The organism is Niallia taxi, assembly GCF_032818155.1.
Taxonomy (GTDB): Bacteria; Bacillota; Bacilli; order Bacillales; family Cytobacillaceae; genus Niallia; species Niallia taxi_A.
The window spans coordinates 35,946-58,775 of the sequence record NZ_CP102589.1; the positions used below are offsets into that span (position 1 = coordinate 35,946).

21 protein-coding genes are annotated in these 22,830 nt (G+C 39.2%); 5 read left to right on the plus strand and 16 right to left on the minus strand.

All coding sequences use genetic code 11. The features are described from left to right. Window positions 1–15: 15 nt before the first annotated feature. Genes NQZ71_RS00160 through NQZ71_RS00170 form a run of 3 tightly spaced genes read right to left on the minus strand, consistent with a single transcriptional unit; the run spans window position 16 to window position 2,152 of the window. Entirely contained in the window at window positions 16–1,107 is a 1,092-nt protein-coding gene (locus NQZ71_RS00160; RefSeq protein WP_317011164.1) for a hypothetical protein, read from the minus strand. Then, entirely contained in the window at window positions 1,104–1,586 is a 483-nt protein-coding gene (locus NQZ71_RS00165) for an anti-sigma factor (protein ID WP_144456228.1), read from the minus strand. Before NQZ71_RS00165 ends, NQZ71_RS00160 begins: the two co-directional genes overlap by 4 nt. After that, the gene (locus tag NQZ71_RS00170; protein WP_127740244.1) at window positions 1,583–2,152 is read right to left on the minus strand and encodes an RNA polymerase sigma factor; all 570 of its coding nucleotides are present in this window, start codon (window positions 2,150–2,152) and stop codon (window positions 1,583–1,585) included. Before NQZ71_RS00170 ends, NQZ71_RS00165 begins: the two co-directional genes overlap by 4 nt. A gap of 197 nt (window positions 2,153–2,349) precedes the next feature. Between NQZ71_RS00170 and NQZ71_RS00175 the strand changes: the two genes are divergently transcribed. Beyond that, window positions 2,350–4,020: a hypothetical protein gene (locus NQZ71_RS00175; protein ID WP_260054022.1), complete on the plus strand. Its 1,671-nt coding sequence runs from the start codon at window positions 2,350–2,352 to the stop codon at window positions 4,018–4,020. Between the two features lie 143 nt (window positions 4,021–4,163). Continuing rightward, window positions 4,164–4,784 carry a glycerol-3-phosphate 1-O-acyltransferase PlsY gene (gene plsY / locus NQZ71_RS00180; protein WP_144456232.1) on the plus strand — a complete coding sequence of 207 codons (621 nt, stop codon included), beginning with the start codon at window positions 4,164–4,166 and terminating at the stop codon, window positions 4,782–4,784. Between the two features lie 124 nt (window positions 4,785–4,908). Here the strand turns inward: plsY and gatB are convergent, their stop codons facing one another. The 3 genes from gatB to gatC are packed head-to-tail and all read right to left on the minus strand — an operon-like array spanning window position 4,909 to window position 8,109. Next, window positions 4,909–6,336 (minus strand): Asp-tRNA(Asn)/Glu-tRNA(Gln) amidotransferase subunit GatB, encoded by a 1,428-nt coding sequence (gene gatB, locus NQZ71_RS00185; protein WP_144456234.1) that lies wholly within the window; start codon window positions 6,334–6,336, stop codon window positions 4,909–4,911. Between the two features lie 12 nt (window positions 6,337–6,348). After that, a complete protein-coding gene (gene gatA, locus NQZ71_RS00190; RefSeq protein ID WP_260054020.1) occupies window positions 6,349–7,806 on the minus strand; it encodes an Asp-tRNA(Asn)/Glu-tRNA(Gln) amidotransferase subunit GatA in 1,458 nt (485 codons plus the stop codon). Between the two features lie 12 nt (window positions 7,807–7,818). After that, complete coding sequence (gene gatC / locus NQZ71_RS00195; RefSeq protein WP_144456238.1) at window positions 7,819–8,109, minus strand: Asp-tRNA(Asn)/Glu-tRNA(Gln) amidotransferase subunit GatC; 291 nt, start codon at window positions 8,107–8,109, stop codon at window positions 7,819–7,821. A gap of 236 nt (window positions 8,110–8,345) precedes the next feature. On the opposite strand from gatC, the gene NQZ71_RS00200 reads away from it, so the two are divergent. Beyond that, window positions 8,346–8,783 carry a MarR family winged helix-turn-helix transcriptional regulator gene (locus tag NQZ71_RS00200; protein WP_275009607.1) on the plus strand — a complete coding sequence of 146 codons (438 nt, stop codon included), beginning with the start codon at window positions 8,346–8,348 and terminating at the stop codon, window positions 8,781–8,783. An 81-nt stretch (window positions 8,784–8,864) separates the two neighbouring features. Here the strand turns inward: NQZ71_RS00200 and NQZ71_RS00205 are convergent, their stop codons facing one another. The 9 genes from NQZ71_RS00205 to NQZ71_RS00245 all read right to left on the minus strand — a co-directional run bounded on the left by NQZ71_RS00205 (window position 8,865) and on the right by NQZ71_RS00245 (window position 19,878). Then, on the minus strand, window positions 8,865–9,293 hold the full coding sequence (locus NQZ71_RS00205; RefSeq protein WP_144456241.1) for an organic hydroperoxide resistance protein: 429 nt from the start codon (window positions 9,291–9,293) through the stop codon (window positions 8,865–8,867). A 227-nt stretch (window positions 9,294–9,520) separates the two neighbouring features. Beyond that, window positions 9,521–9,958 (minus strand): YueI family protein, encoded by a 438-nt coding sequence (locus NQZ71_RS00210; RefSeq protein ID WP_144456243.1) that lies wholly within the window; start codon window positions 9,956–9,958, stop codon window positions 9,521–9,523. A 130-nt stretch (window positions 9,959–10,088) separates the two neighbouring features. After that, complete coding sequence (locus NQZ71_RS00215; RefSeq protein WP_144456245.1) at window positions 10,089–11,258, minus strand: CamS family sex pheromone protein; 1,170 nt, start codon at window positions 11,256–11,258, stop codon at window positions 10,089–10,091. A gap of 15 nt (window positions 11,259–11,273) precedes the next feature. Beyond that, entirely contained in the window at window positions 11,274–13,280 is a 2,007-nt protein-coding gene (gene ligA / locus NQZ71_RS00220) for an NAD-dependent DNA ligase LigA (RefSeq protein WP_275009608.1), read from the minus strand. A 21-nt stretch (window positions 13,281–13,301) separates the two neighbouring features. Continuing rightward, the gene (gene pcrA, locus NQZ71_RS00225) at window positions 13,302–15,512 is read right to left on the minus strand and encodes a DNA helicase PcrA (RefSeq protein ID WP_144456249.1); all 2,211 of its coding nucleotides are present in this window, start codon (window positions 15,510–15,512) and stop codon (window positions 13,302–13,304) included. 55 nt (window positions 15,513–15,567) lie between these two features. Beyond that, the gene (locus tag NQZ71_RS00230) at window positions 15,568–16,257 is read right to left on the minus strand and encodes a heptaprenylglyceryl phosphate synthase (protein WP_260054018.1); all 690 of its coding nucleotides are present in this window, start codon (window positions 16,255–16,257) and stop codon (window positions 15,568–15,570) included. 244 nt (window positions 16,258–16,501) lie between these two features. Then, on the minus strand, window positions 16,502–16,825 hold the full coding sequence (locus NQZ71_RS00235; RefSeq protein ID WP_144456326.1) for a YerC/YecD family TrpR-related protein: 324 nt from the start codon (window positions 16,823–16,825) through the stop codon (window positions 16,502–16,504). A 33-nt stretch (window positions 16,826–16,858) separates the two neighbouring features. After that, a complete protein-coding gene (locus tag NQZ71_RS00240; protein WP_144456253.1) occupies window positions 16,859–17,911 on the minus strand; it encodes a DUF3048 domain-containing protein in 1,053 nt (350 codons plus the stop codon). Window positions 17,912–18,132: 221 nt separating this feature from the next. Beyond that, entirely contained in the window at window positions 18,133–19,878 is a 1,746-nt protein-coding gene (locus tag NQZ71_RS00245) for an adenine deaminase C-terminal domain-containing protein (RefSeq protein WP_317011165.1), read from the minus strand. Between the two features lie 143 nt (window positions 19,879–20,021). Here NQZ71_RS00245 and NQZ71_RS00250 point away from each other — a divergent pair, with 143 nt between their 5' ends. Continuing rightward, window positions 20,022–20,414, plus strand: a complete 393-nt coding sequence (locus tag NQZ71_RS00250; protein WP_144456257.1) for a YgaP-like transmembrane domain — start codon at window positions 20,022–20,024, stop codon at window positions 20,412–20,414. A 208-nt stretch (window positions 20,415–20,622) separates the two neighbouring features. Next, the gene (locus NQZ71_RS00255) at window positions 20,623–21,507 is read left to right on the plus strand and encodes an SDR family oxidoreductase (protein WP_127740276.1); all 885 of its coding nucleotides are present in this window, start codon (window positions 20,623–20,625) and stop codon (window positions 21,505–21,507) included. A 42-nt stretch (window positions 21,508–21,549) separates the two neighbouring features. Here the strand turns inward: NQZ71_RS00255 and purD are convergent, their stop codons facing one another. Continuing rightward, window positions 21,550–22,806, minus strand: a complete 1,257-nt coding sequence (gene purD / locus NQZ71_RS00260) for a phosphoribosylamine--glycine ligase (RefSeq protein ID WP_144456259.1) — start codon at window positions 22,804–22,806, stop codon at window positions 21,550–21,552. Between the last annotated feature and the right edge of the window lie 24 nt (window positions 22,807–22,830).

Genomic DNA, 22,830 nt, shown 5'->3' on the forward strand with positions numbered 1-22,830 from the left:
TAATTAAGACAGATTTTACTGTCTATTATCTGTCTTTATCTTATTCTTATTGCCAGCAAGCACTCGCAAACCGCCGAAAATAAGGACGATGCAGACAACACCTGTTTGGAAGTAATGATAGAACAAAAATTGCAAGTCAATGCCAAGTAACAGCTGCAGTCTTGTTGAAAAGACTGGAAGCAGTATATTGACTGTCATATAGTAGAAGCCCACAAGGAGAAGGCCAATTCCGACCCATTTTTGATAGTTTGTTAAATAAGCTATCACTGGTGTATCCTCCAGCTCCGCTTCGCCTATTCTCGAAGCTTTCTGAAGTCCATCGAAAAAGCTGTAAAACCATATAATCGGTATTAAAAACAAGAAAATTCCTAAGTAAAGCTCATTGATTAAGAAGATTGCAAATAGGAAGGCAGCCATTAATTGCAGACCTCTTTGCTGCAAGCCTAAGTATAAATGACCTGCCCCTGGAAAAATGGAAAGGAATGTGGCAATGATTTTGCTTTTTTTCCCGTCTTCTCGATTTTGTTCAAAGTCTTGGAATATGGTCTGGTCAACAAGCTCCTCGCCATTTTGTTTTTTAACAAACTGCTGCATAACATCAAAAAATCCATATACCCAAATAACCGGAAGTATAGCCAGAAACAGCAGGAACTCTCCTGCTCCAGTTAGGAATGACACAAATAAAACCATGATAATTAACCCCAAAAAGGTGGATAACAGTGTTATACCGCGGTACATCAAGCCTAATTGTATATGTCCTAAACCAGGGATAAAGGATAGGACTATGGTATAGAAGCGCTGTGATTCAATTGTATTTACAAGCACTGTTTTGTCTTCCTGACCACCTGGCAGTACTTGTCTTTTAAAATACCTGCTTGTGGTTATAAAAGTATCCAGAATGCTGATGCAATAAATTAGAAGCCCTATAAAAACAAGCACGATAACAATTTCATCCATATATCCTGACATGCTTAGCAGTAATATGGAAAATACAGCAAGTCCGAAAACGGCAGCACCGTATAAAGAGCCTCTTATCCGCTTACCGATATAAAATAATCCACCTCCTGGAAAGAAAGCTAAAATAAATGCGACGATCGGGTTTTTCATTTTTTCTTTTCCTCCTTCGTACTTCCATCAAATGTATCGAGCCAAGAAAATGTCTTGTTAACAAAGCCTACTTTTACTTCTTCCTGTTTCATCGGCATTTCCGCCTTTTGGATGCTTTCCGTATGTTTGATAATCGATTGGAAAACACCAGTCGACATTAGAACCAGCGTTATGCTGGCAGCAAGTGCGTAGTGAAAGACAGAGGATTGGTAAAATGATTTTTTCTTTTTCGGTTGTAAAACAGGAATATCTGCTGCTTCTTCCTTTTCTTCTGAAATCTTCAGCATGATTTGATCTGTAAATGCCGCCACATCTGATATGGACGGAAGCTCAACTTCTTGTACTTCAACTGCTTGAACGTATAAATCAAGGCACTGATCACACCCATAAAGATGGTCTTCCATTTGTGTTCGTTTGCCTTCATCAAGCTCGTCCTTTGCGTATTCTAGCCATTGTTCAAAAGAATAGTGCGGTATCATAAGAAATCCTCCTCCTTCCAATGCTTCTTCAACCAAATCCTTGCCCGGTACAGTTTTGTTTCAATTGTCTTAACTTGAACATTTTGCTCTTCAGCTAATTGCTGGTAGCTCTTTTCTGCAATATAGTAACCGTATATAACATCGCGATAGTTGTCAGGAATATCATTAAGCTTTTCCCTTAACAGCTTGCGCTGCTGCCTTATTAAGACCTCTGCCACTACATTGTCTTTTTTCCCTGTATCAAGCTCAATTTGTTCTGTGATGTCTTCTTTCCTTCTTTGCTGTTTTCGCTTAACATCAATCGAATGATTGACTGCTATTCTCGTTATCCAAGTTTTAAACCCTTGGTTTTCGTATTTGGGGAGAGAGTAATAAATTTTGAGGAACACTTCTTGTGCAGCATCTTCCGCTTCCTTTTGATCCTTAAGAACGCTGTAAATGGTGCGAAATATGTCCTGGCGATATTTCTCAACTAGCAAGCGAAATGCATCATCATCTCCAAGCTTGACTAGTTCAATCAATTCTTGATCTGCTATTATTCTCTCCCCCCTTCTAAACAACTTCATATAATAGACGTTATTAAATACTCAACCCCTACACCAATGTTTTATTTTTTTCGAATAATATTATGTTACTGAAATAAACACTTTTTTATAGTACCATTTTTCCCTGCTGTTATTAGAAGTTTTTTTAACAATGAAACTATTATGGATAGTGACCGTATATTGATGGAGGCATTATTAAAAAGGAGGTTTTTTATTTAATGGTTTATTTATTATCACTACTCGCATTGACGCTTAATCCATTCGTTTGGAAGACATATTCCCGCAGCAAAGCTTTTTTATATACACAGCTGCTTCGTGTCATGGTAGGTGCCTTCATTATATTTGTTCTAACCTATTTCCAGCTTGTTGATTATTCTGTGCAAGCTGCAATAAAGTTTGGATTATTTTATGTAGCCCTGTTCTTTCTCGGGGATCTTCTGTATAAAAAGGCAAAGGGCTTCTACTATACTAGTTACCTTGGAATAGCCATGCTTCTTGCAAGTGCTTACTTCCAGTTTGCTTACCCATTTACTATTGCAAATGATAAGTATGACTTCGTGGCAGCAAAAGCAACGATTGCCCAAAACAAAGAAGAATCGACAGATGAGCAGCATATTGCAGTTGTACCGGAGAAATACGCTCGGTACCGAAGCGAAAAGAAACTAGGCGAGCTTTCTCATGCTTCCTACTATGATTTAGGACATTCAACTTTGCAAAAAATTGACGATCATCTTTATTGGGTAACACCAATTGAATACACTGGCTTTTTTAAATGGATGAAGAACCAGCCTGTTCCTGGCTTCATTAAAATGAGTGCAGAGGATGAAAATAAAGATGCAGTGTTAGTCAAATCGGAAATGACATATGTTCCATCTGCTTATTTCAACGAAGACTTAAAGCGTCTTGTAAGAAAAACGCATAAGGATCACGTCCTGCTGGAAGCAAGCTTTGAGCCAGACGATAACGATAAGCCGTATTATGTTGTGCCATACGGGGATTACAACAAATTCAGGCAGATTGTTGATGTAAAGGGTATTTATATTATTGATCCGGCAAATGGCGAAATTAAGGACTATAAAATGAACGAAATCCCTGATTTCATCGATCATGTTATCCCAACAAGTGTAGCAGAGGATTGGAATGAGTGGTATGGCAAATATATACACGGTTTCTGGAATACCATCTTCTCTAAGGAAGATATTAAGGTACCGACTGAATGGGAAGATATTGATGAAGTAAATGGTGTATTCAATAAGGATCTTGCCTTAAATTGGTTTACTGATTTCACTCGACCGAACTCAGACAGCGGAAGCATGGTAGGCTATTCACTAATCAATGCAAGATCTGGAAAGCTTACATTCTATGAAGAAGCAAATGGTTCCTTAAATGGAAAATCTGCCATTAATGTAGCTGAAAAGACATTTAGAGCGGAGAAATATGAGGCTGGCACCCCTATCCTTTATACGATATATGGTCAGTTCACATGGGTAGTTCCACTTATGGACTCTAACAGCGTGTTAAGACAAATCGTACTTGTTAATGCGAAGGATGAGAAGATCTACAGCTACAGCAATGAAAAATCAAAGCTATTCAATGACTATAAATATGCCATTGCCACATTGTTAAAGGATGACAACACAGTTCCTAATAATATAGCAGATTTAAAGGACTTGAATGGAAAAATCAGCTATGTTTATAAATCTGAAATGGAAGGAAGCACAGTCGTCCGTTTTATGGTTGAAGGCGATAAGCGGATATTCCAAGTTTCATCTAATGACTTCCCATACAGCATCTTCCTTGATAAAGGGATGGATGTGAATGTTAAGTTTATTGATACAGAAGAAACAGTTGTTACCGTACAAGAACTTGTTATAGATGGTTTTAAATAAACCTTTCAGCAAAGGAGCCTGCTTAACAGAACAGTGGCTCCTTTGCCTTTTTTTTAAAGCTTGGCATTAAGGAACAAGTATACTTTTCGGCTTGCATATACTAACATAGAAACTGGGAATATTTATCATAATGTAAAAGGAGAATGCTTTTGTATACGCTATTGATCGCTTCTTATTTATTGGGATCTATTCCAGCTGCCATTATAATTGGAAAGATTTTTTTTGGCATTGATATTAGAAAGCATGGCAGCTTAAATCCTGGAGCAACTAACTCGATTCGCGTGCTTGGCAAAAAGGCAGGTCTTGCCGTTCTCATCTTTGATATCGGCAAAGGCTCGCTCGCTGCAGCGCTCCCGCTCCTTCTTCACCAGGATATCGATCCAATTTATACTGGTTTGGCTGCAGTTATTGGACATTGTTTTCCAATATTCGCAGGCTTTCGCGGTGGAAAAGCGATCGCAACAACTGCAGGGATGCTGATTGTCGCAAACCCGATTATGTTTTTAATTGTCTATTTAACATTTATAGCTGTCATTTGGATTACAAAGTATGTGTTCTTTGGAAGTATTTCTGTCGGGGTTACGATATTGCTCTATGTCTTTTTTGATGCGAGTGTAGAACACGAACTTATTTTTATCATCTATCTGTTACTTCTCATTTACTTACACAGGTCTAACATCATTAATTTCATTAACCAGCAAGAACCAAAAATAAATGATAAAACAATTAAAAAGGATCGCATCGGACCGAAGAAAATCAGCTAAAATCCTAATTCGGACAAGCTTCGCAAAAACAAAATCGAAAATTGGATATTGGCGCCTTTTCCTGGGAAATAGTGCGGGAAAATGTCGAAAAAAAACCAAGAGAGCTAATCTCTTGGTTTTTTCATTATCTTTTATTTATCTCTTCAACAAGAAGTTTGTTAACCAATTGTGGGTTAGCTTGTCCTTTTGTTGCTTTCATAATTTGACCAACAAGGAAGCCGACTGCTTTTTGTTTACCATTCTTGAAATCATCGATAGATTGAGGATTATTATCCAGTACTTCAGAGATAATTTTCAGCAATGCGCCTTCATCTGAGATTTGTACTAATCCTTTTTCTTTAACGATTTTTTCTGCGTCACCGCCATTTTCAATCAGCTCTTTAAATACTTGTTTGGCAATTTTGCTGGAAATTGTGCCGTTTTCAATCAGCTTAATCATGCTTGCAAGACCTTCTGGAGTCAGTGCAACCTCTGAAAGCTCTTTACCTTCAGCATTCAAAGTTGCTGATAAATCGCCCATTACCCAGTTAGAAGCAAGCTTAGGGTCAGCCTTAGCATTAACTGTTGCTTCAAAGAAATCTGCCATTTCCTTCGTAACAGTCAATACATTTGCATCATATTCAGGCAAACCTAATTCTTCTATATATCTCTTTTTGCGGGCATCAGGAAGCTCTGGAATTTCGGCACGAATTCTTGCCTTCCAATCCTCATCGATATACAGGTCCATTAAATCAGGCTCTGGGAAATAACGATAATCATCAGAACCCTCCTTAACACGCATCAACAATGTTTTACTCGTTGCTTCGTCAAAACGGCGTGTTTCCTGATCAATCACACCTCCGCCAAGCACAACCTCACGCTGACGCTTCTCTTCGTATTCAAGACCTTTGCGGACGAAGTTAAATGAGTTTAAGTTCTTCAATTCTGTTTTTGTTCCGAACTCTTCCTGTCCTACTGGACGGATGGAGATGTTCGCATCACAGCGTAAAGAACCTTCCTCCATTTTACAGTCAGATACACCAGTATACTGAATGATAGATTTCAGCTTCTCAAGGTATGCGTATGCTTCATTAGGTGTTCTAATATCCGGCTCAGATACAATCTCAATCAATGGTGTTCCTTGACGGTTAAAGTCAACTAATGAGTAGCCATTGCCATGGTTCAGCTTTCCAGCATCCTCTTCTAAATGGACACGAGTGATTCCGATTCTCTTCTTATAACCGTCCACTTCAATATCAATATAGCCGTGCTCTCCGATTGGTTTATCAAATTGAGAAATTTGATATGCTTTCGGATTGTCAGGATAGAAGTAGTTTTTTCGGTCAAATTTCGTTTCTGTCGCAACTTGACAATTCAATGCCATAGAAGCCTTCATTCCGTATTCTACAGCCTTTTTATTTAGGACAGGCAATACTCCTGGATATCCTAAATCTACAACTGTTGTATTTGTATTCGGAGCAGCACCGAAATGGTTCGGGCTTGCGGAGAATATCTTCGATTCTGTTTTTAACTCCACATGGACTTCAAGTCCAATGACTGTTTCAAATTCCATTTATTTCACCCCTTACAGCGTTGGTTTTTGCTTATGATAATCCGTTGCCTGTTCGTATGCATATGCCACTTTGTAGACAGACTCTTCATCAAAGTGTTTACCGATAATTTGCAAACCAAGTGGCAAGCCGTTTGTGAATCCACATGGCACAGAAATTCCTGGCACACCAGCAAGGTTAACTGGGATTGTCAAAATATCATTTGCATACATCGTTAATGGGTCATTTACATTTTCGCCGATTTTGAATGCTGGTGTCGGGGTTGTAGGTCCTACAATCACATCGTATTTCTCAAATACATCCTCAAAATCCTTTTTGATCAATGTACGTACTTTTTGTGCTTTTTTATAGTACGCATCGTAATAACCAGAACTTAATGCAAACGTTCCAAGCATGATTCTGCGTTTTACTTCATCGCCGAAGCCTTCTGCTCTTGTCTGTTTATAAAGCTCAATCAAGCTTTCCGCATTATCTGCACGGTATCCATAGCGAATTCCGTCAAAGCGGGACAGGTTCGCAGAAGCCTCTGAAGAAGAAAGCAGATAGTACGTAGCCAAAGCATATTTACTATGTGGCAATGATACTTCTTCCCATGTTGCTCCAAGCTTCTCCAATACCTTAAGGGCATCAAGTACAGATTGGCGCACCTCTTCGCTTACGCCTTCTCCCAAATATTCCTTAGGAACTGCAATCTTCAAGCCTTTAATATCCCCTGTAAGGCCTTTAGTAAAGTCCGGAACTGCCACATTTGCTGATGTGCTGTCCATTGGATCTACTCCTGAAATAGCATTAAGCAGGAAAGCATTGTCTTCAACTGTTCTTGTAATTGGTCCGATTTGGTCAAGTGAAGATGCAAATGCCACAAGGCCAAAACGTGAAATACGTCCGTATGTTGGCTTTAAGCCGACAACTCCGCAATATGCTGCCGGCTGTCTGATAGAGCCGCCAGTATCTGAACCAAGGGAAAATAGAACCTCTCCAGCTGCAACAGCTGCTGCAGAGCCGCCAGATGAACCGCCTGGCACAGTATCCAAATTCCATGGGTTTTTAGTATTCATATAATAGGAATTCTCTGTTGAGGATCCCATTGCGAACTCATCCATATTCAGCTTTCCGATTGTAATCGTGCCGGCATTATGTAATTTTTCCATAACAGTCGCATTATAGATTGGGTTGAAATTCTCTAAAATGCGGCTTGAGCATGTTGTTCTCAAATTCTTTGTGACAATATTGTCCTTGATACCGATTGGAAGGCCGAACAACGGTCCAGTCTTTTCACCTGCAGCAAGTAATGAATCAAGTTGCTTTGCCTGATTAAAGGCATTTTCCTCATCTAATGTTAAAAAGGCTTGTACTTTTTCATCGACATCTTTAATTCTCGTGTATGCTTCCTGCACCAAGTCTGTTACAGAAAGTTCTTTTTTAAGCAGCATTTCCTGTAAATCAGCTGCTTTTTGATCAAATAAGCTCATCCTCTTCCCTCCTTACTCTATAATCGATGGCACTTTGATCTGGCCGTCCTGATGTTCTGGAGCATTCTTCAATACATCCTCAATCGGAAGACCTTTTCCTGCAACATCTTCACGCAATACGTTTTTCACATCCAGCACATGGGATGTCGGTACAACACCTTCCGTATCGAGTTCATTCAATTGTTCTGCAAACGTAATGATTGCATCAAGCTGTTTCTGGAATTGTTCAGCTTCTTCTTCTGTAATTGCAAGTCTAGCAAGGTTTGCTACATGCTTTACCTCTTCTTTTGTAATCCTTGACATAATCGTCACCTCCAAGTACGTTCCATGCAATAATCTGATGATATCAAACAAGCCTCTATTAAGGCAACAGGAACAATAAAGTTATTGCAAATCTCTAGCCAATCCGCCTGTTTCTTTCATTAGACATTTTTTACGTATTATGTGGATATAAACATTATGTACTTCTTCATTAGGAAAAAAAACTAAATTGGATTACAATAGAAATATGGAATGATATTTTAAAGTTGGTGAACGACATGACAAATGAAATAGACTTGCTTAGACTGGAAAATCAGCTCTGTTTTTTGCTTTATGCCAGTTCAAGAGAAATGACAAAAAAATACAAAAGCCTGCTTGAGGAATTGGATGTTACTTATCCTCAATATTTAGTCCTCCTATTATTATGGGAGCATAAGGTATTAAGTGTTAAAAGCATGGGAGAGCAGTTATACCTTGATTCGGGCACATTAACTCCAATGCTTAAACGAATGGAGCAAAATGGTCTTATAAACAGGGAACGCTCCCAAGAGGATGAGCGCTCTGTTATGGTTTCCTTAACAGAACAAGGCAGCAAACTTAAAGAGAAAGCAGCCTGCATCCCATTAGAAATAGTTAAGCTTGCAAATAAAGAGCCAGAGGAATTCAAACAGCTGAAGAACTCCCTCGCCCAGCTTTTGCAGCAGCTTGCCAAATAAGGAAAAAGAAGTGTCCCTTAATTAGGACACTTCTTTTTGTATAAAAAAAACACCATCGTATTTCTACGATGGTTAAATTTATTATGCAGCAATAACTTCCAGTGTCACTTCGATATTGCCTCTAGTTGCTTTTGAGTATGGGCAGAAATTATGTGCTTTATGAACAAGATCCTCTAAAGTTGCTTTATCTACGCCAATTCCTTTGACAGACAATTTAACTCCAAGCTTAAAGCCTTGATCTGTTGGATCTTTAACTAGGCTGACACTCGCTGACACTTCTGATTCAAATTTCACACGCTCTTTTCCAGCAATCATTTGAAGAGCTGAATCGAAACACGCCGCGTAACCTGCTGCAAATAATTGCTCTGGATTTGTTGCATCCTCAATTTGCTTTGCTCTTGGAGTTCCAGGCATTGCTGTTTCTAATTGAATAACATAATCCTCTGATTCAACTCTTCCTTCTCTTCCGCCGACCGCTTTTACAGTTGTTGTGAACAATGTATCTGACATGGTTAAAACCTCCGATTAAATTTTTAATTTTACACAATTGTATTGTACACAATTTAATTTTATATTACAAGTATTAAAGCTCAAGATTTATATAATTCCCGTACATAAACGAATTATGTTATTGTTTCTCTTTATCACAAGCTTGTCTTTTTTAAACGTTAACTTATAAAAAAAACCAGGAAAAGGGATTTCTGCACATAAATCCTTTCTCCTGGTTTTCCTGAATATTATTTGTTAAAAAGCTTAGCGAAAAATCCTTTTTTTTCTTTCGGTTGATCTGGTTTTTTTTCTACTGCCGGTTCATTCACATAAATGTCTTCTTTATCAACAGCATGGTCGTATGCAATCAATAAGCCGATTTCACTGTTATAATCATTGTTCGTAACCATTGTATATTCCATATTTTGCTCGTTAGCTAATTTTAAGTACTTAGACAAATAGGAATAATCCAAATGGCCATTTAAATACAGCTTAGCTCCTTTATTGCCCTTAATCGCTTCCTCGGCCTCTTTATAGACATTTGCTTCACTCACTTGATTTTGCAGTAACGCTAGTACGACACGCTCTCTAATTGTCCCAAGAAACTTTCTTCTCTCTTCCGGCTTTGTCTCCTTCGCACCATACATGCCTTGCTGCAGGTAATCATCTAAATTTGGATTTGACATACTTTCCAACTCCTTATATAGATACTCTTTACCACTATACTAAAAAAAATCCACACACAGTCATTTAAATTGTTTCAAAAAAATGAACAACTAAAAAGATTATCCCAATGCCTTGGAATAATCTTCTTGTTTATTGATATATATGAACAAACGGCTCGTCTTGACCTGCATCCCTGACAATAAGGGCTTCTTCTCCATTAGCGGAGGAGATGCTGACCTGTACAGTCTGGTTTGTGTCCTTAAAGCGATCAATCACTTTTCCAGCCACATATTGAGAGAAGCCGATTACTTCTGTTGCCCCATAAAACTGTACCTTCATATCAATGCTAATACTGCGCAGCTTATTGTTTACATAAAAACCTTTACCGATAACGCCATTGAAATTAGGAAAATACTCTTCAATATCGTTTTGGAATTTAGAAAAGGCAGCTTGCTCTGTCTTATATTGGCTATTTGTATTTGGAAAAATAACATACTTTTCATTGATATCCTTCCACTGACCCAAGGAGGCTTCTCCACTGCCAGCATTTGCATAGGAAATAAAGTTTCCTGGTACAACAGAGGATGTCTCTTTTTGTTCAAACAAAGCAATTGTTATAGGTACGTTTTCCAGCCCTTCTATTTTTCTGAGCCTTTTAGTGACCTCTTCTGCGATACTTTTACCTTCTCTTTCAAGGGTTTGCTCACTAATATCCTTCTTTTTTGTCGATCCGTTTGCTTTTTCCTGATAATAATAAACAGAATTTAATGCAAGGCCAATTGTTACTCCGCCAAGCTCCAGCTTATTTGTTTCTTCATTTTTTACTAAGTAATCATGCTCTAAAATGTGAGCCAAATAGATCGGCTCCATATTACCAGATTCTTTTTTACTTTTATCTTCATCAGAAGGATTAAGACCAACATTGTCATTTGCTGATATTTTTTTGGCACTAAGCTCCTTCTTTGTGTACTTCCTGTTCAGCCAGGCAGCAACAGTCGAGCTGTTCAAATACTGACCTTCTTGGAAATAATAATTTTCTGTATCAAATGTATTTTGGGCAACACGCATCAAACCGCTCTCGAATTCACTGATATCGTATCGCGAATTTAAATTATTTACGACAAGCCCTCTTGCTTCAGATGTCTTAAAAGGTAGACTCATGCTGTAATAGTCATCCGAAATCTTGAATTTCGGCAGGATGGCTGTCTCTGTTTCATTGTCGCCTGTTTCGCTTTTCACTTCTTCTTCCTTCTGAAAATTCGGTGCACAGGCAGAAAGGAAAAAAATGAGACTTGCTATTAATATTAAGCTTTTTTTCATTAACATTACACACCTTTAACCTTTTAGTTCTTCCAACAGCTTTTCCTCGTCCCATATCTCAATCCCAAGCTGTTCTGCTTTCGTCAGCTTGCTTCCTGCATCCTCACCGGCAATAACGAGATCTGTTTTTTTGCTGACACTTCCAGTAATTTTTCCGCCTAAGAGCTCAATTTGCTCCTTTGCTTCATTTCGGGAAAGCTGTTCAAGCTTACCTGTCAATACAATCGTTTTGCCTGCAAACACACTGTCTGACTCTTCTGCGGCAACAGGTCTTGCACCCGTATATTCCATGTTCACACCAGAATCCTTTAATTCCTGAATAAGCTCGGCCGCTTCTTCCTGCTCAAAGAAAGCAACGATGGAATCAGCCATCTTATCGCCTATTTCATTAATAGCTGTCAATTCTTCTCTAGTTGCATTTGCCAATTTATCCATATTTCCAAATTCCATTGCAATTGTCTTAGCAGCTTTTGAACCGACATGACGGATTCCTAAACCAAACAGCAGTCTCTCCAAGGAGTTGCTCTTAGAGGCATTTATCGCATTTAACAGATTCGTAACTGACTTTTCACCCATTCGTTCAAGAGAGATAAGCTGTTCATATGTAAGCTTGTAAAGATCAGCAACATCCTCAATCAGTTTTTCCTGGAACAGCTGGCTGACAACTCGTTCCCCAAGTCCGTCAATATTCATCGCATTCCTAGAAACAAAGTGAATTAATCCCTCTCTTATTTGCGCAGGACATTTCGGATTAATACAGCGTAAAGCAACTTCACCTTCAATTCTCACCAATTCACTTTCGCATTCTGGACAATGTGTTGGCATTAAGAAGTCAACTTCCTCACCCGTTCTGCGTTCCACAAGAACATTCACAACCTCAGGAATAATATCGCCTGCTTTTTTTACGACCACACTGTCACCGATTTTAATGTCTTTCTCTCTTATAAGATCTTCATTATGCAAGGATGCCCGTTTGACTGTCGTCCCTGCCACTTTAACAGGCTCAAGCAATGCTGTTGGCGTCAATACTCCAGTTCGGCCAACACTTAGTTCTATATTAAGAAGCTTTGTAACAACCTCTTCAGCAGGGAATTTATAGGCAATTGCCCATCTTGGACTTTTAGCAGTAGTTCCAAGCTCGTCTTGCTGTTCCAGACTATCCACTTTAATGACAATTCCATCAATCTCATAAGGAAGATGTGGACGCTTTTCCTGCCAGCCTTCTACATACTGTAAAACATCCTCAATTGATGCACAGCGCTGTCTTTCTTTATTTGTTTTAAAGCCAAGGTCATCAAGTAAGTCAAGGCCTTGACTATGTGAGCGGACACCCGTTTCTCCTGGGTCTCCAATCGCATATAGAAATATATCGAGATTACGAGAAGCAGCAATCCTTGGATCAAGCTGTCTTAAAGAGCCTGCAGCCGCATTTCTTGGATTTGCAAACGGTTCTTCTCCATTTTCATCCTTTGCCTTGTTAAGAGCCTCAAAAGATTTCTTCGGCATAAAGGCTTCTCCACGGACTTCAATGCTTACTTGTTCATTTAACCGAAGGGGTATGGAACGAATTGTTCGCAGATTAGCCGTTATATCTTCGCCTGTCGTCCCATCTCCTCTTGTCGCTCCAAGCTCAAATAAACCGTCCACATAACGCAGAGATACAGCCAACCCATCTATCTTCAGCTCACAAACATAAGAAAAGCTTTCCCCGATTGCTTGGCGCACCTTCCGATCAAAGTCCCGCAAATCAGCTTCATTAAAAGCATTCCCAAGACTGAGCATTGGTGAATGATGCTGCACCTTTTGGAACATGTCCAAAATTTCCCCTCCAATCCTTTGGGATGGAGAGTCACTAGTCTTTAAGGCAGGGAAGCTTTCTTCCAAATCAACAAGCTCTTTTAGTAGTGCATCGTATTCTGCATCTGGAACAGAAGGATTATCAAGAACATGATATTCATAATTATATTTGTTTAAAAGGTTATGCAGTTCCTTTGTCCTTTTTTCTGCTGCTTGTAGATCCATACTTCCATTCCTTTCTTCTCATCAGCCTTTTTGAATCGGCGCGAATTTTGCTAACAGTCTTTTAATACCCACTGGGCTTGGGAAAGCGATATCGAGCTCTTTTGAATCCCCTTCGCCCTTGACGCTAACGACTGTGCCTGTTCCCCATTTTCCGTGAACGGCTTTATCTCCAACATTCCAGCCAATTCCCTCACCGCCAGTTGTCCTAGCCGCAGGGCGAACAACTGCTTTTCTTGCTGCTGCAGGTGCTGCTGGTCTTGACGCAAATCGGCTTTCACTTTTTCTTTCAGGAGCTCCTTCTAATAGGTCCTCTGGTATTTCCTTTATAAACCGGGAAGGAGGATTCATATTCGTACGCCCGAATAATGTTCTCATTTGGGCATTTGTTATGAACAATTGCTGTTCTGCCCTTGTAATACCTACATAGGCAAGTCTTCTTTCCTCTTCCATTTCCGCTTCTTCCATAAGTGAACGGGAATGCGGGAAAACCCCTTCTTCCAAGCCAATAAGGAAAACTACCGGAAATTCCAGTCCTTTCGCAGAGTGAAGCGTCATCAGTACAACTGCATCCGCCTGGTTGCCGTCTTCATCAAGCTTATCTATATCCGCAACAAGTGCCAAGTCTGTCAGGAATGCAATCAATGACTTATCTTCGTTTGTATCTTCAAAGTTTTTCGTAACAGACATGAACTCTTCAATATTCTCAATTCTGCTTTGAGATTCAATCGACTTCTCTGCTTTCAGCGCATCTAAATAACCGGATTTTTCTATAACTTCCTCCACTAGCTCTGTTACAGACAAGTACTCCTGCATTTCGCTGTAGCGTCGAATGAAATTGCGGAATTCTATAACTGCCTTTGTAATTTTCGGGCTCAATCCTATTAATTCAGCCGACTCAAGAGCATCGTACATCGACATATCATGCATTGTCGCAAAATTAGCGATTTTATCAATCGAGCTTGAACCTATCCCTCGCTTTGGTACATTTATAACCCTTTGCAAGCTTATATCATCATCCGGGTTGGCAATCAGTCTTAAATAACCGAGTGTATCTTTAATTTCTTTTCGATCGTAGAACTTTATTCCTCCAACGATGGAATACTCTATATTCGATTTAAGAAGCATCTCCTCCATTACCCGGGACTGAGCGTTTGTACGGTAAAGAATAGCAATATCAGCCAGGTTCTTTGAAGTTTCCCGTCTGATTTCCTGTATTTTTCCGATTACAAACTGCGCTTCACCTTGCTCGCTGTCTGCACGATAGTAATGAATTTTATGTCCATCTTCATTTTCCGTCCAAAGATTTTTGTCTTTTCTGCCTGAGTTGTTTTCAATAACCTTATTGGCAGCTTGAAGTATCTTCTTCGTAGAACGGTAATTTTGCTCCAGCATAACTACTTGAGCATTTGGATAATCCTTTTCAAATGAAAGAATGTTAGCAATATCCGCTCCGCGCCATCTGTAAATAGACTGGTCAGAGTCACCCACGACACAAAGGTTGCGGAATCTGCTTGCCATAAGCTTCACAAGCATATATTGTGATCTGTTCGTATCCTGATACTCATCAACATGAATGTATTGGAACTTGCGTTGATAGTATTCAAGCACCTCTGGAACACGCTGAAACAGATGAATTGTCTGCATAATCAAGTCATCAAAATCAAGAGCATGGTTTTTTCTCAATCGTCTTTGGTATTCCGTATATACATCACTTGCAATTTGAGAGAAATAATCACCAGCTGTTTTTGCATACTCCTCTGGTGTAATTAATTCATTTTTAGCAGAGCTGATGCTTCCAAGAATTGCGCGAGGATCATGTTTCTTCGGATCAATATTTCTTTCCTTCAAAATTTGCTTAACAACAGATTGCTGATCTGTCGTATCCAATATCGTGAAGTTTCGGTTATAGCCTATTCTGTCAATATCCTTCCTCAAAATGCGGACACACATGGAGTGGAAAGTAGATATCCAGATATCTTCGCTAGCACCGCCAAGCACTGCAGCTATCCTGTGCCTCATTTCTTTTGCTGCCTTATTTGTAAAAGTAATCGCCAGGATGTTATATGGGTTTACCCCTTTTTCGACCATTAAATAGGCAATTCTTTGTGTTAATACTCTTGTTTTACCACTGCCTGCGCCTGCCATTATCAATAGTGGGCCTTCAGTTGCCTTTACTGCTTTTTGCTGTTCAGGATTTAATCCGTTTAATATTTTATCTGTTAAAAATTGCATTATCTCACCGCCATAAGAACATATATTCTAATCATACCTTTTTCCGTTACCTTAATCAATGAAGACTCTTGATTTTCACCGTGCTTAAAGCAGCAGCCAAATCCTCATAAATAATGTTTCCAACTACGATAACGTCTGCTTCCTTCGCCATTTGCTGTGCCATTTCCAATGTTTTTATTCCTCCACCGTAAAAAAGCACTGTATTATTCAAATGTCTTTTTGCTTCCTTCACGACTTCAACGTCTCCGTAAGCACCGCTGTACTCAAGATAAAGAATAGGAAGATTAAACATATTCTCTGCCATCATTGCATATGCAGCCACGTCATCCGCAGTCAAATCAGTTGTTGCAGCCGTTGCCTTTGCTGCTTTACAATCACTATTCAATATACAATAGCCTTGAACAAGTATTTCATCCCAATTCATTATTTCCCCGTATTCCTTCACCGCTTCATGATGCAGTCCTGTCACCCATTTTACATCCTTACTGTTAAGAACAGTTGGAATGAAATAAAGATCAAAGCCAGGTGTGATAGAATCAATTGTTGATATTTCCAAAATGCAAGGCACTGTATATCTTCTAACCCTGGACATGATGCTCAGTACGTTTTCAAGAGTAACTCCATCTGTACCGCCAATAATAATTGCATCTGTTCCAGACTCAGCTATTTTTTCTAAATGTTCATCTGATATTTCTTTATTTGGATCTAATTTAAAAACGTGACGCCACTCACGAACATTATACATGCAAAAATCCTCCATTCTAACTTACCATTACATCATTATAGCACTTGTATATGTTTCAAAAAAGAAATGATGGGAGGCAAATTTCCATGTAAATATTTGCAGTTAATATTCTCTTCCTGACGACCACTTATTATCAAGTTTTCTAGTATATATGACGACTTTCTAAAAAATAATGTTTCATCTAAAGCAATATTAGCCTTTTTTAGCAAAAGAAAAAGCAGACAATGTCTGCCTGCCATAATAATTATTCGTTTTCGCTATTTTCTTCTTGTACAGTGTCATCCTTAATTCTGTCCAATGCCATAGCATATGAGTCATTCCCGTAATTCAAGCATCTTTTCACTCGAGAAATTGTCGCCGTGCTCGCACCAGTCTCTTTCTCGATGCTATGATAGGTATTTCCCTCTCTCAGCATTCTTGCAACCTCAAGGCGCTGTGATAATGATTGGATTTCATTGACCGTACATAAATCATCAAAAAACGAATAGCATTCCTCTAAATTCTCTAATGAAAGGATGGATTTAAACAACTGATCCAGCTCTTTACCTCTTAGTTTATCAATTTGCATTTTACTCATGCCTCCATCGGTTACATATATTAGTTATTGTGTCTCTAATGAAACGGCTGCGTTTAGTCCAGGATCGGAAGGTATGATATTAATCCATGTTTTTCCAGGGATAAATCCTATTTGCCTGTCTCCCTCAACTGGGAGAATTCGGCCATCTATGTTTTTCCACTCTACTTTTCTAACCTTGCCCTTTTGCAGCAAGTAGCCAATCCCACCAGATTGCAAATCTATATCTCGTCTTCCCTTGCTGTCTACTGTGTGATGCGCTGCTTCTATAACAAATACATTGCTTACAGCCACAGGCATGCCTGATTCATAATCAACCGTTTTTTCGCCATTTGAATACCTAGAATACTTCTCCGTATCTTTATCATAAAAAAATAAAGAGTTGTACTGTGGATTGGAACCATAATAAATAGATACTTTATTCGCTTCTTCCCCCTGTATCTGTTGTGCTTCATCATCATTCAAGAAGACAAGGGAACTTGGAGCTTCATCCATTTGAAAATTATTTTGTTCCGCCCCTTTAAGGATATTACTATAGCTGATATATGAATTGTGAGGCGCTTGCCTTTCTGAGGAGCGCTGAAATAACGTCCCGTCATATTCCATCCCGTTTAGGTTATCAATATATCCTTCTGTTAACAGCTTTTTCGCCTCAGGACTGTATCCATGCGCAAGATATAGGCTGTTATAGCCTTTAGCTAGCTCAATATAGTAATCCCGTGAGCTTCTGACAGGACCAATCATCTTAGGAACCTTGCTTTGAAAAATAGCTAGAAACCTTGTGACCTCTCCTTCTGCAAGGGCCTCATATACAATATCGGCATCTGCTAAACCAGTCTGCGGTCTTGCCTTCGGATGGTTATTAACCATCACAGCAATTGCACGCTCACTGCTTTTTTTATCAACAGCCAGGCCTGATAAAGGATATGTATAGCCTAACTCATCCACACTGTTTTCGTCTTTGCCTGCGTCACCGCCCTGATGATTCTCATCATGGGTGCCAGCATCCTCAGGTCCATTACTGCATGCTGTCATAAAAAGGAAAACCGCTGCCAAAATCAATATCAAGCTCTTTTTCATAAATCCTCCTAAAATAGGCGTATTTTTTTCAAATTTACCTCTGTTAGGAAGAATAACGGAAATAATTATGGCGAAGCTGTCTCTTTTGAAAATAGGCTTAAATTACATTACCATATGGACTATACTTTGTGCTTGGCGTTATCAATACTTTACCGCTATATTGTTGCCTTTTAATACATATATCAGAATATTCTTATTAATAAAAGAATCTCTTTTATATTTTAACGCATTATTGACGGAAAGAGTACATTTTTATTCATGACATCATATAAACCTCTCTGGGTTATTCTTATATATGGTAAATGGGTAGCGGAAAAGAAAACAAGTGTATAAATTGGATCATCAAATGGAAAGCCAGCATCTTTAATATATTGTAATAGCTTTTTCTCTGTTTTAATCAGCTCATGTATTGACATATCGGCCATTACTCCTTTTAAAGGCAGTGGCAATTCTATTGCAAGTATGCCATCCTTGAATATGACGATTCCCCCACCTATTTCCTTCAGTCTATTAAAGGCCAAAATCATGTCATTTTGATCTTTTCCTAACAGAATAATATCCCCATCTCCCGTATAGGAGCTCGCCAAGCCGCCTATTTCCTTAGAGAATCCCTTTAAAAGCGTATTTATTCTCCATTTTCCGCTTCTTCCTAATAGCATAAAGAAACATTCATCATGTTTTTGGGAAAGCGCTTCTCCAGATACATCAATTGAAATAGAATATGGTTTTGTGATAACAGAATTTTCGAGTTTAATCCCAAATGGCATTGAAAATTGCATATCATCATTTGTCAATTCCCAGTCAATCGCTAAATGCTCAAAGCCGAATTCATCCCAATCGATGGAAGGGTACACGTCTTCCACTATCTTCCCTGCACGTTTTACCCATATCCCCTTTGCTAATACAGTATGAGGTGTTGGGTTATCAGGATTGCTTAAGAAATTGATATCAGCGACTCTGCCAGTCGCAATATTTCCATGCAGATGTTCCATATTGTAGTATCTTGCAATATTTATTGTTGCCATATTATAGGCATCTACAGTAGGAATTCCTTGTTCCATAGCTATGCGGATAAGCTGGTCGATATGTCCATTTTCATAAAAATACGACGGGGAACCATCTGTTGTCAGCATACATTTATCGAATTGACTAATCCCAAGCTCCTTCATTTCACTAAGCAGTCTTGGTAAATCAGGGCGAATGGATGAATATCTTAGACTTACCATATATCCCTGCATTAAACGATCAAACACCTCTTTGCCTGTCATCGCTTCATGATCACTATCCACACCAAGCAGCATCAGCTTTGCTAAAGTCTTTTCAGAAGCCCCAGGAAAATGACCTTCCACTTGTTTACGCATCCGTTTCGTTTCTTGAATCCAGTGCAGCATCATGTCATCTCCATCCAAAAGCTGAGGCCAGCCGCTCAGCTCTCCACCTTGAATGACAGCATCATGCTCAAGCCAGCTCTTAACATTACTATGGGAGAATACTCTTTCTTCCTCTGCGAGCTCTGTTTGTGAATCATACCGGCACCACCAGTACATAGACGAAGGAATGTTTCGCATCTGACTCATAAAAGAAAACGCTTTCTTTTTATCCAGCTGCAAAGCTAATAAAAGATTATCATTCACCAGTGTAGTTGTTCCAAATTGAGATGTATATTGAGCAAGAGAAAGGGGATTATATATTTGAAAAGGATGGGAATGCGGCTCTATATAACCTGGCACTAGATATTGACCTTCACAGTCAACAATTTCGCTGCCGCGTACATTTACAGGCATATCTTGCCCAACATAAATAATTCTGTCTTGATAAATCCAGATGTTTGCACAAATCCATTTTCGCAGTATTTGGTTGAGGTATTTAGCATTCTGCAATATGATGGATGGCGCAATTTCGCCATTTAGGACGGAAACATGTTTTCTTAACATTTTATTTTTCCAACGATATCGTTGCTCTAACATTGCTTTCTCCCCTTTTTTTTTCAATTAGCAGTTTTGTTTTATTTTTTAAAAAATGGAAATGTTTTTCATTTAAAATCATTTTATCACATAAAAATTTATCTAATATTACTATTACGTTAAATTTTTTAAGGAGACTACCATTTATGAACCCAAAACAAAATATCAGTTTGATTAATGCTATGATTCGCATCACACTTGGCTTTATGTTTTTAGCCTGGAGCACGGCCAAACTTGTGAAAAGGCCAAATCAGCAGTCCTATTTATGGATAGCCTTACTTGCCGGGATGAAAATCGCTGAAGGTATTGTGCGCTATTGTCCGATTGTTGCTATATTTGACAATAAGGAACAATTAATGAAGAAGGGTTCTCAGCACACTTCTCATACAAACTCTAAAGACCAGCAAGCTCACGAGCATAAAGGGCAAGACGAAACAAAATCGGAGCATACAGAAAAGGCTTCACCTGCTGATATTCAAAACATTATGAGCGAATTTAATCCAGCAACAATCTTTTCACCTGATGATATGAAAAAGTAATCTATTAATGCCTGCAGCAAAAAAGCCTGCAGGCTTTTCAATGTATTCATACATAATATGCTAAATGATTCCCTTCCATTCCTGCAATTTTTATTTCTGTTTGTAATTTTTCTTCCAAGTTTTTGTTTATTGTACGGATTGATTGGGAATCCAATTAGAGAAGCATAAAAAAAGACAATCGGAACTAAACCAAAAGGAGAGATTTATTTTGTCTAATCTAAACAATCCATTAGAGCAATACTTTACAGGAGACTTCCCAAAACAATACCAAGACCCGCCTGGTCTTCAGCAGAAAATGGAGCCAGTTCCTGACTGTGGAGAAAAAAGCTATAAAGGAAATGGCAGATTGACAAATCGCAAAGCACTTGTCACTGGAGGAGACTCTGGAATCGGTCGCGCAGCTGCTATTGCTTATGCAAGAGAAGGAGCAGATGTGGCCCTTAATTATCTTCCGGAAGAACAGGCAGATGCTGAGGAAGTAAAAGAATTGATTGAAGCAGAAGGAAGAAAAGCTATTTTAATCCCTGGTGATTTAAGCGATGAAGCCTTTTGTGGTGAATTGGTCAAAAAAGCATATGATGGCCTTGGAGGTCTTGATGTGCTGGCATTAGTAGCAGGTAAACAGCAAGCAGTTGAGGATATTGCTGATTTGACGACAGAGCAGCTGCGAAGCACATTTGAAATAAATGTATTTTCATTATTCTGGGTTGTAAAAGCAGCGCTGCCGCTTCTTCCAAAAGGAGCTTCCATTATTACAACTACTTCTGTTCAAGGCTATAATCCGAGTCCAAACCTGTTGGATTATGCTTCTACCAAATTTGCCATTACTGGATTTACGCGCGGTTTGGCTAAACAGGTTGCTGCAAAAGGCATCCGTGTTAACTCTGTTGCTCCAGGACCAATCTGGACAGCCTTGCAGGTTACTGGCGGACAACCTAGTGATCAAATTCCGCAATTCGGACAAAATACACCGTTACAACGCAGCGGCCAGCCTGTTGAACTATCAAGCGTATATGTTTTCCTTGCATCAGAGGAATCAAGCTACGTTACAGCACAAGTATACGGAATTACAGGCGGTATTGAACTCGCATAAAAAAAAGAATCCCAACCTACATGCAGGTTGGGATTTTTTTGCTTATCTAATTGCCTTAAAGCCGATGTCTTTTCTATAGAAGACACCATCGCTTTCCATTTTCTCAAGCTCTTTATACACTTTATCTTGGGCATCCTTGATTGTTTTGCTTTTGCCTGCCACAAGCAAGACACGTCCGCCATCAACTGTAAAGTTGCCATCCTCATCAAGGCTTGTTCCTGCATGGAAAACAGATACGTCATCCATGTTTTCTAAGCCTTTAATAACAGCACCTTTTCCATAGCTTTCCGGATAGCCATTTGCTGCAACAACAACACCAAGCATATCCTCTTCATACCATTCAATCACAGGAGCCTCACCAGCTAAAATTGCCAATAAAACCTCTACTAGATCAGACTTCATTCTTGGTAGAACAACCTGTGTTTCTGGATCTCCAAGACGAGCATTAAATTCTATAACCTTCGGACCGTCCTCTGTTGCGATAAGACCTGCATAAAGGATTCCTGTAAAGCTTCTTCCTTCTTTAATCATCGCCTTTACAGTCGGCTTGACAACTGTGTCAATGGCAGTCTGAACAATTGCTTCATCGATATGAGGAACAGGAGAATAAGCACCCATTCCGCCAGTATTAGGGCCTTGATCACCATCATATGCCCGTTTATGATCTTGGGCAATTTCCAATGGAATGACCGTTTCTCCGTTGACAAAAGACATTAAGGAAAATTCCTCGCCTGCCAGAAATTCTTCGATAACTACTGTAGCAGACGCATCACCAAATTTAGCTCCAACAAGCATCTCCTCAAGACTTGCCAATGCTTCATCCACTGTCATTGCAACAGTAACACCTTTTCCTGCCGCAAGACCGTCTGCCTTGATGACAATTGGTGCCCCAACTTTCAAAACATAGGCTTTTGCCTGCTCAAAGTCTGAGAATGTTTCGTACTGTCCTGTTGGAATCTCGTATTTCTTCATTAAATCCTTTGCAAAGGATTTGCTTCCCTCAATTTCAGCTGCTTTTTGCTTCGGACCGAAAACTTTAAGGCCGGCAGCTTCCAGTTTATCAACAACACCTAATAATAAAGGCACTTCAGGACCGACAACTGTCAGATCTACTTTATTATCTGTTGCAAATTGGACTAGCTTGTCTATTTCTGTTTCTTCTATTGTGATACGTTCAGCAACATCTGTCATACCTACATTACCTGGTGCTACAAAAAGAGTATCAACTAATTCGCTTTCCTTTATCTTTGTGCAAATGGCATGCTCTCTTCCACCACGGCCGATTACGAGTACCTTCATTATTTCATTCCTCCATCAAAGCTT